General features: G+C 69.9%; 14 protein-coding genes. 9 read left to right on the forward strand and 5 right to left on the reverse strand.

Annotation, left to right across the window (positions count from 1 at the left end; all coding sequences use genetic code 11):
- Window positions 1–33: 33 nt before the first annotated feature.
- From ACYUED_RS27330 to groL, 4 genes are all read left to right on the forward strand, one after another.
- Window positions 34–963 (forward strand): polysaccharide deacetylase family protein, encoded by a 930-nt coding sequence (locus tag ACYUED_RS27330; RefSeq protein ID WP_491285974.1) that lies wholly within the window; start codon window positions 34–36, stop codon window positions 961–963.
- The gene (locus tag ACYUED_RS27335) at window positions 960–1,781 is read left to right on the forward strand and encodes a polysaccharide deacetylase family protein (RefSeq protein ID WP_491285976.1); all 822 of its coding nucleotides are present in this window, start codon (window positions 960–962) and stop codon (window positions 1,779–1,781) included. The genes ACYUED_RS27330 and ACYUED_RS27335 overlap by 4 nt, the downstream gene beginning before the upstream one ends.
- 343 nt (window positions 1,782–2,124) lie before the next feature.
- Window positions 2,125–2,433, forward strand: coding sequence for a co-chaperone GroES (gene groES, locus ACYUED_RS27340; RefSeq protein WP_003998759.1), 309 nt, complete (start codon window positions 2,125–2,127; stop codon window positions 2,431–2,433).
- Between the two features lie 118 nt (window positions 2,434–2,551).
- Window positions 2,552–4,171: a chaperonin GroEL gene (gene groL / locus ACYUED_RS27345; protein ID WP_491285978.1), complete on the forward strand. Its 1,620-nt coding sequence runs from the start codon at window positions 2,552–2,554 to the stop codon at window positions 4,169–4,171.
- A gap of 54 nt (window positions 4,172–4,225) precedes the next feature.
- On the opposite strand, the gene ACYUED_RS27350 is transcribed toward groL, so the two are convergent.
- Together ACYUED_RS27350 and ACYUED_RS27355 are read right to left on the reverse strand one after the other, a co-directional pair.
- Window positions 4,226–4,933, reverse strand: coding sequence for an ester cyclase (locus ACYUED_RS27350; protein ID WP_491285980.1), 708 nt, complete (start codon window positions 4,931–4,933; stop codon window positions 4,226–4,228).
- An 81-nt stretch (window positions 4,934–5,014) separates the two neighbouring features.
- The gene (locus tag ACYUED_RS27355) at window positions 5,015–5,788 is read right to left on the reverse strand and encodes an SDR family NAD(P)-dependent oxidoreductase (RefSeq protein ID WP_491285982.1); all 774 of its coding nucleotides are present in this window, start codon (window positions 5,786–5,788) and stop codon (window positions 5,015–5,017) included.
- Between the two features lie 341 nt (window positions 5,789–6,129).
- Between ACYUED_RS27355 and ACYUED_RS27360 the strand changes: the two genes are divergently transcribed.
- Window positions 6,130–7,029 (forward strand): LysR family transcriptional regulator, encoded by a 900-nt coding sequence (locus tag ACYUED_RS27360; RefSeq protein ID WP_491285984.1) that lies wholly within the window; start codon window positions 6,130–6,132, stop codon window positions 7,027–7,029.
- 84 nt (window positions 7,030–7,113) lie between these two features.
- Here the strand turns inward: ACYUED_RS27360 and ACYUED_RS27365 are convergent, their stop codons facing one another.
- Window positions 7,114–7,443, reverse strand: a complete 330-nt coding sequence (locus ACYUED_RS27365; protein WP_491285985.1) for a WhiB family transcriptional regulator — start codon at window positions 7,441–7,443, stop codon at window positions 7,114–7,116.
- A gap of 382 nt (window positions 7,444–7,825) precedes the next feature.
- Here ACYUED_RS27365 and ACYUED_RS27370 point away from each other — a divergent pair, with 382 nt between their 5' ends.
- The 4 genes from ACYUED_RS27370 (at window position 7,826) to ACYUED_RS27385 (ending at window position 12,252) form a co-directional block, all read left to right on the forward strand.
- Window positions 7,826–8,437 (forward strand): response regulator transcription factor, encoded by a 612-nt coding sequence (locus ACYUED_RS27370; protein WP_003948568.1) that lies wholly within the window; start codon window positions 7,826–7,828, stop codon window positions 8,435–8,437.
- 320 nt (window positions 8,438–8,757) lie between these two features.
- Window positions 8,758–9,345 (forward strand): sigma-70 family RNA polymerase sigma factor, encoded by a 588-nt coding sequence (locus ACYUED_RS27375; RefSeq protein WP_491286008.1) that lies wholly within the window; start codon window positions 8,758–8,760, stop codon window positions 9,343–9,345.
- A 163-nt stretch (window positions 9,346–9,508) separates the two neighbouring features.
- Window positions 9,509–11,014: an IMP dehydrogenase gene (guaB, locus tag ACYUED_RS27380; RefSeq protein WP_491286010.1), complete on the forward strand. Its 1,506-nt coding sequence runs from the start codon at window positions 9,509–9,511 to the stop codon at window positions 11,012–11,014.
- Window positions 11,015–11,127: 113 nt separating this feature from the next.
- A complete protein-coding gene (locus tag ACYUED_RS27385; RefSeq protein WP_491286012.1) occupies window positions 11,128–12,252 on the forward strand; it encodes a GuaB3 family IMP dehydrogenase-related protein in 1,125 nt (374 codons plus the stop codon).
- A gap of 103 nt (window positions 12,253–12,355) precedes the next feature.
- Here the strand turns inward: ACYUED_RS27385 and ACYUED_RS27390 are convergent, their stop codons facing one another.
- Together ACYUED_RS27390 and ACYUED_RS27395 are read right to left on the reverse strand one after the other, a co-directional pair.
- The gene (locus ACYUED_RS27390) at window positions 12,356–12,898 is read right to left on the reverse strand and encodes a hypothetical protein (RefSeq protein ID WP_491286014.1); all 543 of its coding nucleotides are present in this window, start codon (window positions 12,896–12,898) and stop codon (window positions 12,356–12,358) included.
- A 123-nt stretch (window positions 12,899–13,021) separates the two neighbouring features.
- The gene (locus ACYUED_RS27395) at window positions 13,022–14,227 is read right to left on the reverse strand and encodes a nucleotide sugar dehydrogenase (protein WP_491286016.1); all 1,206 of its coding nucleotides are present in this window, start codon (window positions 14,225–14,227) and stop codon (window positions 13,022–13,024) included.
- Between the last annotated feature and the right edge of the window lies 1 nt (window position 14,228).

The following is a 14,228-nucleotide window of genomic DNA, read 5'->3' on the forward strand; positions in this document are numbered from 1 at the left end:
GATCCGTGGGGTGACCTGCAAGGATCCCGCGTCATGCGAGCAGTCGTACAAAATGACAAGAATCGCGCTTATGGGGTGAGCCGGATCCGCGGCGGAATCGCCGTGCTCGCCGTCGCGGCCATCGCCTCGGGCTGCGCTCCGGACAGCGGTTCTCAGGTGCGCCCGGCCTCCGGACAGCAGCCCCTGCAGGCACCCCCCGCCCGCGCCCTCGGTTCCTACGCCGCGAAGCTGCACGCGGCGTACACCGCCCGGGCCGCCGTGGCCAGGCGCTGGGGCCTGGAGCAGGTTCCGTTGACGGCTCCGCCGCCGCCCGCGAAGAAGCCGAGGATCACGGCACGCAAGGGCTTCGAGGTGGACGACCAGGAGGAGTTGAACCTCCCGCCGGTCTTCACCACCGTTCCCACGAAACAGAAGGTCGTCTTCCTCACCATCGACGACGGCGCCGAGAAGGACCGGGCGTTCCTGCGGATGATGAGCGAGCTGAAGATCCCTTACTCCGCCTTCCTCAGCAACTTCCTGGTGAAGGGCGACTACCCCTACTTCCGCACGATGCAGTCCGAGGGCGTCACCCTCAACAACCACACCCTCACGCACCCCTACCTGCCGGGACTGTCGTACGAGGAGCAGTGGCACGAGATCTGCGGCATGCAGAAGATCATGAAGAAGCAGTTCGGCAGGGCCCCGACGGTCTTCAGGCCGCCGTACGGCAACTACAACCGGGACACGCTGCGGGCCGCGAAGTCCTGCGGAATCAAGTACGCGCCGATCTGGGACGAGGAGGTCTTCGTCGACCACTGGGAGTACCGCGAGGACGACCAGGACCTGCACCCCGGCGACATCGTCCTCACCCACTTCCGCGGCCGTCACGAGTGGAAGGGCACGATGGTCGAGGACATGCGCCGGTTCCTGCGGAGGGTCACGGCCGGGGGATACGCGGTGGCCCGCCTGGAGGACTACCTGTGAGGCTGCGGGCCCTGGCGGCCGGTGCGCTGGCGGTCGTCCTGCTCACCGGCTGCGCCCAGTCCGTCGACCCGATCGAGCGACTGGGCGCGAAGGCGGCCCAGCGGGTGAGGGCGCACGGGCCGCGCGGCGCGGCCGAACGGCCGTACCGCCGCTGGGGCCTGACCGCTCCCCTGCTCCCCGCCCCGAAGCCGTCCCGTGCGCCGAGGGCGGGTACCGAAACCGAGGGCAGGGGCCTGCCCCCCGTCCTCTCCCGCGTCCCGACCCGCGACAAGGTCGTCTTCCTGACCTACGACGACGGGGCCGAGAAGGACCCACGGTTCGTCGACATGGTCCGTGAACTGCGCCTGCCCGTCAGCATGTTCCTCACGGACAGCGTCGTCGGGCCGGGATACGGCCACTTCGCCCGCCTCCAGTCGGTCGGCGCGAGCATCCAGAACCACACCCTCGGCCATCCCGCCCTGCGCGGTCTGCCCTACGCCGGCCGGCGCGCCCAGATCTGCGGCCAGCAGGACAGGCTCAGATCCCGCTTCGGCATCCGGCCCCGGCTGTTCCGTCCTCCCCACGGCGCCTACGACCCCACCACACGGCGGGCGGCCGCCGACTGCGGCATCTCGGCACTGGTCCTGTGGCGCGCCTCGATGACGGGAGGCGGCGAACTGGCCTACCTCCGCGGCGGCCACGGCCTGCGTCCCGGCGACATCGTGGCCGTGGACCCGGACGAGCGCTCGGGCCCGACACTGCGGGAGCGGACAGCGCGCCTGCTGCGCCGGGTCCAGCGGGCGGGCCTGACGGTGGGCCGCCTGGAGGACTACGTCTGACTCTGCAACGCCGCCTCAGGCACGTCAGCCCGTCCGGCGTTCGAGGACGAGGCCGTTCAGGCCGGAGCGGGGGGCCCGGGGGGCGGCAGCCCCCGGGGACGCTCACGCCGACCCAGGGCGCCGCAGAACCCGGCGTTCACCGGCAATCTCCGCCGACGCGCCGCACGGCATTGGCACTCCGCTTGACCGAGTGCTAATCGCAGTCATAGTCTCGGGTCTGGCACTCCCCACTGGAGAGTGCCAACTACGCGACGGGCAGGTCCGGCACCCGCGACGACGGATCCACCTGGTCGCCACCTCAGACAGTTAACCCCGTGAGATCTCCGAAGGGGGAGGTCGGATCGTGACGACCACCAGCTCCAAGGTTGCCATCAAGCCGCTCGAGGACCGCATTGTGGTCCAGCCGCTCGACGCCGAGCAGACCACCGCCTCTGGCCTGGTCATTCCGGACACCGCCAAGGAGAAGCCCCAGGAGGGCGTCGTCCTGGCCGTGGGCCCGGGCCGCTTCGAGAACGGCGAGCGTCTTCCGCTCGACGTCAAGACCGGCGACATCGTGCTGTACAGCAAGTACGGCGGCACCGAGGTGAAGTACAACGGCGAGGAGTACCTCGTCCTCTCGGCTCGCGACGTGCTCGCGATCATCGAGAAGTAATTCACTTCGAAGCACATCTGCTGTGAGCTGCGCCCCGGGCCCCCGCGACCTTATGAAGCCGGGCGTCAGGGGCGCAGTTCGTTTCACCCACATTTTCCGAGAGGGCTGAACCGCTCCCATGGCGAAGATCCTGAAGTTCGACGAGGACGCCCGTCGCGCCCTCGAGCGCGGCGTCAACAAGCTTGCCGACACGGTCAAGGTGACGATCGGCCCCAAGGGCCGCAACGTCGTCATCGACAAGAAGTTCGGCGCGCCCACCATCACCAACGACGGCGTCACCATCGCCCGTGAGGTCGAGGTCGAGGACCCGTACGAGAACCTCGGCGCCCAGCTGGTGAAGGAGGTGGCGACCAAGACCAACGACATCGCGGGTGACGGCACCACCACCGCCACCGTGCTCGCCCAGGCGCTCGTACGCGAAGGCCTGCGCAACGTCGCCGCGGGCGCCTCCCCGGCCGCCCTGAAGAAGGGCATCGACGCGGCTGTGGCCGCCATCTCCGAGGAACTCCTCGCGACGGCCCGCCCGATCGACGAGAAGTCCGACATCGCCGCCGTGGCCGGCCTGTCCGCCCAGGACAGCCAGGTCGGCGAGCTCATCGCCGAGGCGATGGACAAGGTCGGCAAGGACGGTGTCATCACCGTCGAGGAGTCCAACACCTTCGGTCTGGAGCTGGACTTCACCGAGGGCATGGCCTTCGACAAGGGCTACCTGTCCCCGTACTTCGTCACCGACCAGGAGCGTATGGAGGCCGTCCTCGACGACCCGTACATCCTGATCAACCAGGGCAAGATCGCCTCGATCGCCGACCTGCTGCCGCTGCTGGAGAAGGTCATCCAGACCAACTCCTCCAAGCCGCTGCTGATCATCGCCGAGGACGTCGAGGGCGAGGCCCTCTCCACCCTGGTCGTCAACAAGATCCGCGGCACCTTCAACGCGGTCGCGGTCAAGGCCCCCGGCTTCGGCGACCGCCGCAAGGCGATGCTGCAGGACCTGGCGATCCTCACCGGCGCCACCGTCATCTCCGAGGAGGTCGGCCTCAAGCTCGACCAGGTCGGCCTTGACGTGCTGGGCTCCGCCCGCCGCGTCACCGTCACCAAGGACGACACGACGGTCGTCGACGGCGCCGGCAACTCCGAGGACGTCGTGGGCCGCGTCGCCCAGATCAAGGCCGAGATCGAGAACACGGACTCCGACTGGGACCGCGAGAAGCTCCAGGAGCGCCTCGCGAAGCTGGCCGGCGGCGTGTGCGTGATCAAGGTCGGCGCCGCCACCGAGGTGGAGCTCAAGGAGAAGAAGCACCGTCTGGAGGACGCCATCTCCGCGACCCGCGCCGCGGTCGAGGAGGGCATCGTCTCCGGTGGTGGCTCCGCGCTCGTCCACGCCGCCAAGGTGCTGGAGGGCTCCCTCGGCAAGACCGGCGACGAGGCCACCGGTGTCGCCGTCGTCCGCCGCGCGGTCGTCGAGCCGCTGCGCTGGATCGCCGAGAACGCCGGCCTGGAGGGCTACGTCATCACCTCCAAGGTCGCCGAGCTCGAGAAGGGCCAGGGCTTCAACGCCGCCACCGGCGAGTACGGCGACCTGGTCAAGGCCGGCGTCATCGACCCGGTCAAGGTCACCCGCTCCGCCCTGGAGAACGCCGCCTCCATCGCCTCCCTCCTCCTGACGACCGAGACCCTGGTCGTCGAGAAGAAGGAAGAGGAAGAGCCGGCGGCCGCGGGCCACGGCCACGCCCACTGACCTCGGTCAGTACGAAGGCCCGGCACCTTTGAGGTGCCGGGCCTTCGCGTTGCCCTACTGCTCCAGTCCCTCCAGCGCACCCAGTTGCGCCATCAGGCCCAGCCGGTCGTACTCCCACCACGCCTCGACGATCTTCTCGTGCTCGCCGAACCGGTGCGTGGTCACGCCGGTCATGGTGACGTTCTTCCCGCTCGACGGGATCCCCATGAACTCGGCCTTCTGGGTTCCCCTCCAGGTCCACCGGTTGCACACCCGGTCGCCCTGGGCGACCTGGTCGTCGATGGTGAACGTGAAGTCGAAGGCACCGCGCCACATCTCGACCTCGCGCCGCAGCGCGTCCATGCCGATGGTGTCCTGCTCGTTGGCGGGATCGTGGTCGTGGTAGTTCTCGGCGACCATGTCGTCGAGCGAAGGCAGCTCGCCCTCTGCGGCCGCCGCCTGGAAGAACCGCCGCGAGGTGTCCGCGTTCAGCTGCTCGTCGCGCACGATGTCCAGGTCGGTGAACGTCGGCATCTCGTCGCAGAGAGCCACCATCTCCCGGAAGATCTTGTCGGTCTCGGGCAGGCTGGAGTTCTGCATCGCCTCCTCGTACGACGGGAACTCCACGATCTCGATGAAGTGCGACCCGTCCGACCGGTCCTTGCCGATCACACTGTGTGTCGCGGTCCGCTTCCCCCTGGTCTGTTCGACCCATGTGTCCATCAGCCGGTTCATGTCGTCGAAGCGGCTGGTCCTGCAGTCGATGATCTGTACGAAGGTCATGGCTTCGCCTCCGGTCCCCGAGGTCCGGTTGAACAGCACCATTTTCCCACCGGAGCGTCCGGGCGCCCCCTGGCCGAGAGGTTATTGCGGCCCGTACTTCCGCCCGGTCCGCGAAGAGATCCCACCCAGCAGCCCGCGGGGAGTCACCTTCACGACCCCCATCAGCGCCTTGTACCGCGGATCCGGAATGGACAGCGACTTCCCGCGCGCCAGATCCGCCAGCGCCGCCGCCACGAGCTTGTCCGCGTCCAGCCACATCCACCCGGGGATGTTGTCCGTGCCCATCCCCGCCCGCTGATGGAACTCCGTCCGCACGAACCCCGGGCACAGCGCCATCAGCCGCACCCCGCTCCCGGCCAGATCCTTCGCCGCCCCCTGCGTGAACTGCACGACCCACGCCTTGGAGGCGCCGTACGTGCCGCGCGGCACGAAGGCGGCCACGGACGCGACGTTGACGACTCCGCCGCGGCCGCGCTCCCGCATCGCCTCGGTCGCCGCCGCCGTGAGCCGCAGCACCGCCTCGCAGTGGACCTTCAGCATCTTCAGCTCGTCGGCCATCGACACGTCGAGGAAGCGGCCCTTGTTGCCGAAGCCGGCGTTGTTGACCAGCAGATCGACGGGGTTCCTGCGGTCGGCCAGGCGCGCGGCCACGGCCTCGATCCCGTCGTCCGAGGCGAGGTCCGCCGTGAGGACCTCCGCCTCGATGCCGTGCCGGTCGTGCAGCTCGGTCGCCTGTTCCCGCAGTCGCTTGGTGTCGCGGGCGACGAGCACCAGGTTGTGCCCGTCGTTTGCCAGCCGCCGCGCGAACGCGGCGCCGATGCCCGCGGTCGATCCCGTAATCAGAGCCGTTGTCATGGCCCAAGGGTAGTGACCCGGACTGTGCGGATCCGATCTCTGCACATGCTCCGACGCTGGTGAAACATCCGCGAAGGACACCCGGGTGAAGGGCCGTCAGAAGCCGTACTTCGGCAGACGGCGAAGCCCCCGCCTCCCCGGCCGCCAACCGCCTTGGCGGCAGCGTCCGTTACGTCGCGGTCGCGGTTCCCGCCCGGCACGGTCACCGCGGTCACCCACCCGGAGCACCCTTCCGCGTGAACCGCTCCACCCGAGCCTCGGGGGAGACCCGCCAGGCAGGTGTCGCCAAAGCCCGCCCACGAGACATCGAGCCTCCCCAAAGGTTCGCTTATGCTCGAACTGTGATCGAAGCCCGTCATCTGCGTGTCCTGCGTGCCGTCGCCACCACCGGTTCCTTCTCGGCGGCCGGGCGCGAACTCGGCTGCACCCAGCCCGCCGTCAGCCAGCAGATGAAGGCCCTGGAGTCGTCCGTGGGCACCCCGCTGCTGATCCGCAGCGGGCGCGAGATGCGTCTGACACAGGCCGGAGAGGCCCTGGTGCGGCACGCCAACGGCATCCTCGCCGGGCTCACCGCCGCCGAGGAGGAGGTCGCCGCCATCGCCGGCCTGCGCGCCGGACGCGTCCGGCTGGTCTCCTTCCCCAGCGGCAGCTCCACCCTCGTGCCCACCGCCCTCGCGGCCCTGCGTGCCGCGCACCCCGGCACCCGCGTCTCACTGGAGGAGGCCGAACCGCCCGCCTCCGTCGAACTGCTCCGAGAGGGCGACTGCGACGTGGCGCTGGCCTTCCGGTACGAGGGCGCGGCCGGCGCGGAGGAGTGGGACGACCTCGTCGTACGACCTCTGCTGAGCGACCGGCTGGTCGGGCTCGTGCCCGAACGGCACCGGCTCGCCGACGCCGCGTCCGTGTCCATCGGGGACCTCGCGGGCGAGCCGTGGATCGCTGGTTGCCCGCGCTGCCGCGGGCAGTTGGTCGAGGTGTGCGAGGGGGCCGGTTTCACCCCGCGCATCGACTTCGCCACCGACGACTATCCGGCGGTCGTCGGCCTGGTCGGCGCCGGCCTAGGCGTCGCCGTACTGCCGCAGCTGGCCATCGAGTCGGTACGGCCGCGCCACGCGCGCGTGCTGGCACTTCAGCCCGCGGTGCGGCGGGAGATCGTGGCGCTGACGCTGCCCGATCTGGCCCGGGTCCCGGCGGTCGCGGCAACCCTGGAGGAACTCGGCCGCGCGGCCGCCCGGCAGTGAAGGAGGGCACGCACGCGTGCCCTCCTCGTCGGGAGCTCGGGGTCCTGGAGCTCGAATGGAACCCTGGAACGAAGAAACGTTCCTTCAGTTGTTCGATACGCCGTCCCCACCAGTGGCCCCCGCCGACACCAGCCGGTTCCGCGCCCGACCCATGAGTTCTTCGCGCTCGTCCTCGGTCAGGCCGCCCCACACGCCGTACGGCTCTCTCACCGTCAGCGCGTGCGCAGCGCACTGTGCGCGCACGGGGCACCTCATGCAGACCTCCTTGGCCGAGTTCTCGCGAGCGCTCCGGGCCGCACCGCGCTCACCCTCCGGATGAAAGAAGAGCGAGCTGTCCACTCCGCGACAGGCGGCCAGGAGCTGCCAGTCCCACAGGTCCGCGTTCGGTCCGGGAAGGCGGGAGAAATCTGCCATTACGTGACCCCTTGTAGCCGTTCTGAGCGGATACGGTGCCAACGACCGTACATCTACGATCTAAGAAGATGAAAATATGACTCATTGCGAATCTAGCCTCAGACACCAGTAGATGGGAAGAAAAGGGGTCTAAATGGGGCATGGGTTGTGATGAAACATTGGGGGTCCGCCCTGCATGTCTGCACCGTGTCCGTCCCCTCACGTAGAGTGCCGAAGATGGCACACAGCCCCGTAACTCTTTCGAGTGACCGTCGTTGAGAGTGCGGAGGCGGTTGAAGCAATAAGTGCTCGGGCAGACGTCCGAGACGGTCGACCGCACAGGTGACGATTTCGTACCAGCCTGGAGGCTCAAGGTGACGTGCATCAGCTGCGGAGGGCGGCCATGACATCCGTCCTCGTCTGCGACGACTCCCCGCTTGCCCGAGAGGCGCTCCGCCGCGCGGTCGCGACCGTGCCCGGCGTCGAGCGCGTGACGACCGCGGCCAACGGCGAGGAAGTCCTCCGCCGCTGGGGCGCCGACCGCTCGGACCTGATTCTGATGGACGTGCGCATGCCCGGGCTGGGCGGCGTCGAGACCGTGCGGCGGCTGCTGTCCGCCGACCCCGGTGCGCGCATCATCATGCTCACGGTCGCCGAGGACCTGGACGGCGTGGCCCTCGCGGTCGCCGCCGGTGCCCGCGGCTATCTGCACAAGGACGCCTCACGCGCGGAGTTGCGCGCGACCGTCACCCAGGCGCTCGCCGACCCGACCTGGCGGCTGGCCCCGCGACGGCTGCGCTCCGCCGAGATGGGCGCCGCGCCCACGCTCACGGCGCGTGAGATCCAGGTGCTCGAAGGGATGAGCCACGGTCGGTCCAATGCCGAGATCGGGCGTGAGCTGTTCCTCTCCGAGGACACGGTGAAGACCCACGCACGACGGCTTTTCAAGAAGCTGGGTGCGTCCGACCGGGCGCATGCGGTGGCGCTCGGGTTCCGCTGGGGCCTGGTTCGCTGAGAGTTCGGACGTGCAGGTTGTCGTAGTGGCGCCGGCCGGTCGTGGCTGGTCGCGCCCGCGCGGCGGAGCCGTACATCGATGCAGCCCCGCGCCCCTTTGGGGGCGCGGTCGCGAGATCGGTCAAGCGGTGTCCTCGGCGCCCGCTGCTCGTTTCGGCGCGGATGCCGCATCCTTGAGGTGTGGAGTCTCTCGGGGACGAGTCGGTCGAGCGGAAGGGGAGGGCGCAAGGGATGAGTTCCGGCGCACCTGCTCATAACGCTTCGGTGCACAACATCGGACGCGGTGCCACGGACCGCACGGCCGCAAGGCACCATGGACCGATGCGCGACGACGAGGCGGCGAGTGCCGCAGGGGGCATCGGTGCACTCGTCCACCACGCCGTCGAAGGGGACGAGCAGGCCACACACGACCTGCTCGCCCATGTTCACCCGCTGGCGTTGCGCTACTGCCGCACCCGTCTGTCCCGTCTTCCGGGCGACGCACGGCACTTCGTGGAGGACCTCGCGCAGGAGGTCTGCGTCGCCGTCCTCCTCGCGCTGCCGCGCTACAAGGACACCGGCCGCCCCTTCGAGGCGTTCGTCTTCGCCATCGCCTCACACAAGGTCGCGGACCTGCAGCGAGCGGCGATGCGGCACCCGGGTTCGACCGCCGTCCCGTCCGACGAGATGCCCGAGCGGCCCGACGACTCGCTCGGCCCGGAGGAGCGGGCGCTGCTGAGCAGCGACGCCGAATGGGCCAAGAAACTCCTGGCCAACCTGCCCGAGAACCAGCGCGAACTGCTCCTGCTGCGCATCGCGGTGGGGCTGACGGCCGAGGAGACCGGCCAGATGTTGGGAATGTCACCCGGCGCGGTCCGGGTGGCGCAGCACCGGGCCCTGAGTCGGCTCAGGGCGCTCGCGGAGCAGTAACTCCTCCGCCGTGAGCCCGTGAGGGGCCCTCCCTGAACAGGACGCTCGGAGATTCCGTACGAACGTACGAAGCCCGAGGTCACGCGGAACCGTGGAATTTGGTAGCCGTGCTTCCCGTTAGCATGGACATCCGCACCGATCAAGGCCATTTGGGGAAGGTGTCATGACTGCAAACGTCGACGGAGTGCCCGGAAAATTCGCGACACTCGGGCTGACCTACGACGACGTGCTGCTGCTGCCGGGCGCCTCCGAGGTGCTCCCCGGCGCGGTCGACACCTCGTCCCGCATCTCACGCAACGTCCGGGTCAACATCCCGCTCCTCTCGGCGGCGATGGACAAGGTGACCGAGTCCCGCATGGCCATCGCGATGGCCCGCCTCGGCGGCGTCGGCGTGCTGCACCGCAACCTCTCCGTCGAGGACCAGGTCAACCAGGTCGACCTGGTCAAGCGCTCCGAGTCCGGCATGGTCACCGACCCCATCACGGTGCACCCGGAGGCGACGCTCGCCGAGGCGGACGCGCTGTGCGCCAAGTTCCGCATCAGCGGTGTCCCCGTCACCGACCCGTCCGGCAAGCTGCTGGGCATCGTGACCAACCGCGACATGGCCTTCGAGTCGGACCGCAGCCGCCAGGTGCGCGAGGTCATGACGCCGATGCCGCTGGTCACCGGCAAGGTCGGCATCTCCGGCGTGGACGCCATGGAGCTGCTGCGCCGCCACAAGATCGAGAAGCTTCCGCTGGTCGACGAGTCGGGCGTCCTCAAGGGCCTGATCACCGTCAAGGACTTCGTCAAGGCCGAGAAGTACCCGAACGCGGCCAAGGACGCCGAGGGCCGGCTGATCGTCGGTGCCGCCGTGGGTGCCAGCCCCGAGGCCCTGGAGCGCGCCCAGGCGCTCGCCGAGGCCGGGGTGGACTTCCTGGTCGTCGACACCTCGCACGGTCACAACAGCAACGCCCTCGGCTGGATGTCGAAGATCAAGTCGAGCGTCTCCGTCGACGTGATCGGCGGCAACGTCGCCACGCGTGACGGCGCCCAGGCACTGATCGACGCCGGCGTCGACGGCATCAAGGTGGGTGTCGGCCCGGGCTCGATCTGTACGACCCGCGTGGTCGCCGGTATCGGTGTGCCGCAGGTCACCGCGATCTACGAGGCCTCCCTCGCCGCCCGTCCGGCCGGCGTTCCGCTGATCGGCGACGGCGGTCTGCAGTACTCCGGCGACATCGGCAAGGCGCTGGCCGCCGGCGCCGACACCGTGATGCTCGGCAGCCTCCTGGCCGGCTGCGAGGAGTCGCCCGGCGAGCTGCTCTTCATCAACGGCAAGCAGTTCAAGTCGTACCGAGGCATGGGCTCGCTCGGCGCCATGCAGTCCCGTGGCCAGGGGAAGTCGTACTCGAAGGACCGCTACTTCCAGGCCGAGGTCGCCTCCGACGACAAGCTCGTGCCCGAGGGCATCGAGGGCCAGGTGCCCTACCGCGGCCCGCTGGCCAACGTGCTGCACCAGCTCGTCGGCGGTCTGCGCCAGACCATGGGCTATGTGGGCGCGGCGACCATCGGCGAGATGGAGACGAAGGGCCGCTTCGTGCGGATCACCTCCGCGGGCCTCAAGGAGAGCCACCCGCACGACATCCAGATGACGGTCGAGGCGCCGAACTACAGCCGCAGCAAGTAGGAGCAAGCAGTCGCCAGGCTTCCCGAGGGCGGTCCCGGAGTACCGGGGCCGCCCTTGTCGTATCCGTCGGCGATACTGGAAGACGCTGAAACGCATCAGGAAAGGCCACAGACGTGACTGAGATCGAGATCGGGCGCGGCAAGCGCGGCCGCCGGGCGTACGCCTTCGACGACATCGCCGTCGTCCCCAGCCGCCGTACGCGGGACCCGAAGGAGGTCTCGATCGCCTGGCAGATCGACGCCTACCGGTTCGAGCTGCCCTTCCTGGCCGCTCCCATGGACTCGGTCGTCTCGCCCGCCACCGCGATCCGCATCGGTGAGCTCGGCGGCCTCGGCGTGCTCAACCTCGAAGGCCTGTGGACGCGGTACGAGGACCCGCAGCCGCTGCTCGACGAGATCACCGGGCTGGACGCGGACACCGCGACCCGCCGCCTCCAGGAGATCTACTCCGCCCCCATCAAGGAGGAGCTGATCGGTGCGCGCATCAAGGAGGTGCGCGACTCCGGCGTGGTCACGGCGGCCGCACTCTCCCCGCAGCGCACGGCGCAGTTCTCCAAGGCGGTCGTGGACGCCGGCGTGGACATCTTCGTCATCCGCGGTACGACGGTCTCGGCGGAGCACGTCTCCGGCTCGCACGAGCCGTTGAACCTCAAGCAGTTCATCTACGAGCTCGACGTCCCGGTGATCGTCGGCGGCTGCGCCACGTACACGGCGGCCCTGCACCTGATGCGCACGGGCGCGGCGGGCGTGCTGGTCGGCTTCGGCGGCGGCGCCGCGCACACCACCCGGAACGTCCTGGGCATCCAGGTCCCGATGGCGACGGCGGTCGCGGACGTGGCGGCGGCCCGGCGCGACTACATGGACGAGTCCGGCGGCCGGTACGCGCACGTGATCGCGGACGGCGGTGTGGGCTGGTCCGGCGACCTCCCGAAGGCGATCGCCTGCGGTGCGGACGCGGTGATGATGGGCTCCCCGCTGGCCCGCGCGACGGACGGTCCGGGCAAGGGCCACCACTGGGGCATGGAGGCCGTCAACGAGGAGCTGCCGCGCGGCAAGAAGGTCGACCTCGGCACGGTCGGCACCATCGAGGAGGTGCTGACGGGCCCGTCGCACACCCCCGACGGCTCGATGAACCTCTTCGGTGCGCTGCGCCGGGCGATGGCCACGACCGGGTACAGCGAGCTGAAGGAGTTCCAGCGGGTCGAGGTCACGGTGGCGGACTCGCAGCACAAGCGGTGACACCGCGCTCGGCCTGAGCGCAACAGGGCCCGGACCGTCGTCAGACGGTCCGGGCCCTGTGTCGTACGGCCCCCTGTGCCGTACGAGGCTGCGTCCTACGGCGTCACGCCGCGGCCTTCCTGGCGCCGGTGAACGCCACGTACGCGGCTATCGCGAAGAACAGGAAGGTCAGCGGGTCGGCGTCCGCCTTCCAGGCCTCCTGGACGGCGGCGAAGTGCTGGAAGAAGAGTTCGCTGAAGCCCAGCCCGGTCTCCTTGGCACCGAGCATGGCCTCGCCCACCAGCTGGCCGACGTAGACCGAAGCGAGGGACAGGACCGCGCTCGCGACCGGCAGCACGGGGTTGCGTCCGCCGACGCGGCCTGCGGCGAGGCCGATCAGGAAGCCGACGCCCACGGCGGCCCAGCCGATCTCGTGCTTGGTCATACCGATGATCGCGCCGTAGACCCCGGCGGAGACCACGGCGGCGGCGAAGGCGGCCGCCAGGCCGAGACCGATGTTGCCGCTCACCGGGGCGGGAGCGGGAACGGCCACGTACGGGACCCCCGGCGCCGGTGGCGGCGGTACGGCGCCCGGCTGCTGCGCGAACGGGTTGCCGTCGACCGGCTGGGGCTGCGGCTGCTGCGGCGGCGGAGCTGACTGGCTCATGACAGAGATCCCCCCACGGGATGGAACGAGCGGATGGTGACGCGGAGAAGCGCGCGCACGACTGTGCGGCGAGTGGAGGGAGAGTAGCAGGCCGGGACGACAGGGTGACCAGCGAATTTGCCGTCACAGACGGTGGGCGGCTCCCGTCGGTGCCGCTCCCCTTGTGTCCAGCAGGAGTTGGGCCTTCACGGACAGGCCCTGCAGGTCGTACGTGCGGTGGTGCTGGAGCAGGATCGTCAGGTCGGCGTCGGCCGCGGCGTCGTAGAGGGACTCCGCGCGCGGGACCGGGCGTTCCAGGACGATCCAGGACGGGACGTACGGGTCGTGGTAGCTGACCGAGGCGCCGAGTTCCGTGAGGCGGACGGCGATCTCCCGGGCGGGTGTGCCCTGTTGGTCGGCGAGGTCGGGCTTGTAGGTGACGCCGAGGAGCAGCACGCGCGCGCCGCGCGCCGACTTGCCGTGCTCGTTCAGGAGGGCCGCCGCGCGCTGGATGACGTAACGGGGCATCTGGCTGTTGACCTGCTGGGCCAGTTCGACCATGCGCAGAGTGCGGCCCGCGGAGCCGGTCAGGTCCTGGGGGACGGCGTGGCCGCCGACTCCAGGGCCGGGGCGGAACGCCTCGAAGCCGAACGGCTTGGTCTCCGCGCAACGGATGACGTCCCACAGGTCGACGCCCAGGTCGTTGCAGAGGACGGCCATCTCGTTGACGAGGGCGATGTTCACGTGCCGGAAGTTTGTCTCCAGCAGCTGCACGGTCTCCGCCTCGCGCAGTCCACGCGCGCGTACCACCTTGTCGGTGAGGCGGCTGTAGAACGCGGCGGCGGACTCGGTGCAGGCGGGGGTGAGGCCACCGATCACCTTGGGGGTGTTGGCCGGCGTGAAGTCGCGGTTGCCGGGGTCCACCCGGCTGGGCGAGTAGGCGAGGTGGAAGTCGCGGCCCGCGCGGAGCCCGGAGCCCTCTTCGAGAAGGGCGCGCAGAAACTCCTCCGTGGTGCCAGGGGGGACGGGCGACTCCAGGATGACCGTGGTGTGCGGGCGCAGCCGCGCGGCCAGGGTGCGGGCCGCCGCCTCCACCTGGGCGAGATCGAGGCCGTCCGCGCCGCGCGGGGTCGGCGCGCAGATGACCGCGGTGCGTACCCGGCCGAGCTCGGCCGGGCTGGTGGCGTGCCGGAAGCCCCCCGAGAGCATCCGGCGCAGTTCCGCGGGGCTGAGGGAGCCGGGCTCGGGCCCGGTCCGGTAGCCGAGCGTGGAGATGCCGGCCGCGACGGCTGCCTGGGCCAGGGGCAGGCCGAACGGGCCGAGTCCGATGACGGCGAGATCTGCGGGCATG

Source organism: Streptomyces sp. DF42, assembly GCF_058267695.1.

What these genes read in the sequence shown, in the direction of transcription:
- ACYUED_RS27330 (WP_491285974.1), top strand. Translation starts at nt 34, where the DNA reads ATGCGAGCAGTCGTACAAAATGACAAGAATCGCGCTTATGGGGTGAGC.
- groL (WP_491285978.1), top strand. Translation starts at nt 2,552, where the DNA reads ATGGCGAAGATCCTGAAGTTCGACGAGGACGCCCGTCGCGCCCTCGAG.
- ACYUED_RS27350 (WP_491285980.1), bottom strand. Translation starts at nt 4,933, where the DNA reads ATGACCTTCGTACAGATCATCGACTGCAGGACCAGCCGCTTCGACGAC.
- ACYUED_RS27355 (WP_491285982.1), bottom strand. Translation starts at nt 5,788, where the DNA reads ATGACAACGGCTCTGATTACGGGATCGACCGCGGGCATCGGCGCCGCG.
- ACYUED_RS27365 (WP_491285985.1), bottom strand. Translation starts at nt 7,443, where the DNA reads ATGGCAGATTTCTCCCGCCTTCCCGGACCGAACGCGGACCTGTGGGAC.
- ACYUED_RS27370 (WP_003948568.1), top strand. Translation starts at nt 7,826, where the DNA reads ATGACATCCGTCCTCGTCTGCGACGACTCCCCGCTTGCCCGAGAGGCG.
- ACYUED_RS27375 (WP_491286008.1), top strand. Translation starts at nt 8,758, where the DNA reads ATGCGCGACGACGAGGCGGCGAGTGCCGCAGGGGGCATCGGTGCACTC.
- guaB (WP_491286010.1), top strand. Translation starts at nt 9,509, where the DNA reads ATGACTGCAAACGTCGACGGAGTGCCCGGAAAATTCGCGACACTCGGG.
- ACYUED_RS27390 (WP_491286014.1), bottom strand. Translation starts at nt 12,898, where the DNA reads ATGAGCCAGTCAGCTCCGCCGCCGCAGCAGCCGCAGCCCCAGCCGGTC.
- ACYUED_RS27395 (WP_491286016.1), bottom strand. Translation starts at nt 14,227, where the DNA reads ATGCCCGCAGATCTCGCCGTCATCGGACTCGGCCCGTTCGGCCTGCCC.